The organism is Robertmurraya sp. DFI.2.37 (genome assembly GCF_029211245.1).
Lineage (GTDB): Bacteria > Bacillota > Bacilli > Bacillales > Cytobacillaceae > Robertmurraya > Robertmurraya methanolica_A.
In genome coordinates this window covers 1-366 of the sequence record NZ_JARGEJ010000371.1, presented here as the reverse complement: position 1 = coordinate 366, position 366 = coordinate 1, and the positions used below count along the sequence as shown (strand labels likewise).

Below are 366 nucleotides of genomic sequence, written 5' to 3'. Positions count from 1 at the left end.
AGCCAATACAAATCCATCAGCATTCTTCAAAGTCAATGTACCGTTCAATTTAGTATCATCCAATACCATACCTAATTTTTCATTGAACTTGGTTGCAATTGTAACCTTGTTGATGTCAGTAGGAATTGTTACGTCCTGATTTTCTTCTAAAATACCATCTACTACTTTGTTATTTGTAGTAATTACAGCTTCACCAGCAGTCAATGTTACTTGGAAACCATTAGCTTTTGTATGAGTTACCCCATTAACTTTATCTCCCAAACCATCAGCAGCCCATTCGTATGAAGCAATCTTCAGACCTTTCAGTTTAGCTACATCTTCTTTGCTCAATTCTACAGCACCGGATTTTGCATCAACTGTAGTTGC

The 366-nt window shown here is 36.6% G+C and carries 1 protein-coding gene; it reads right to left on the bottom strand.

Translation table 11 applies throughout. From position 1 onward, the window contains the following. The coding region (locus tag PZE06_RS26925) for a hypothetical protein (protein ID WP_275792229.1) at positions 1-366 on the bottom strand (366 nt) is incomplete at both ends.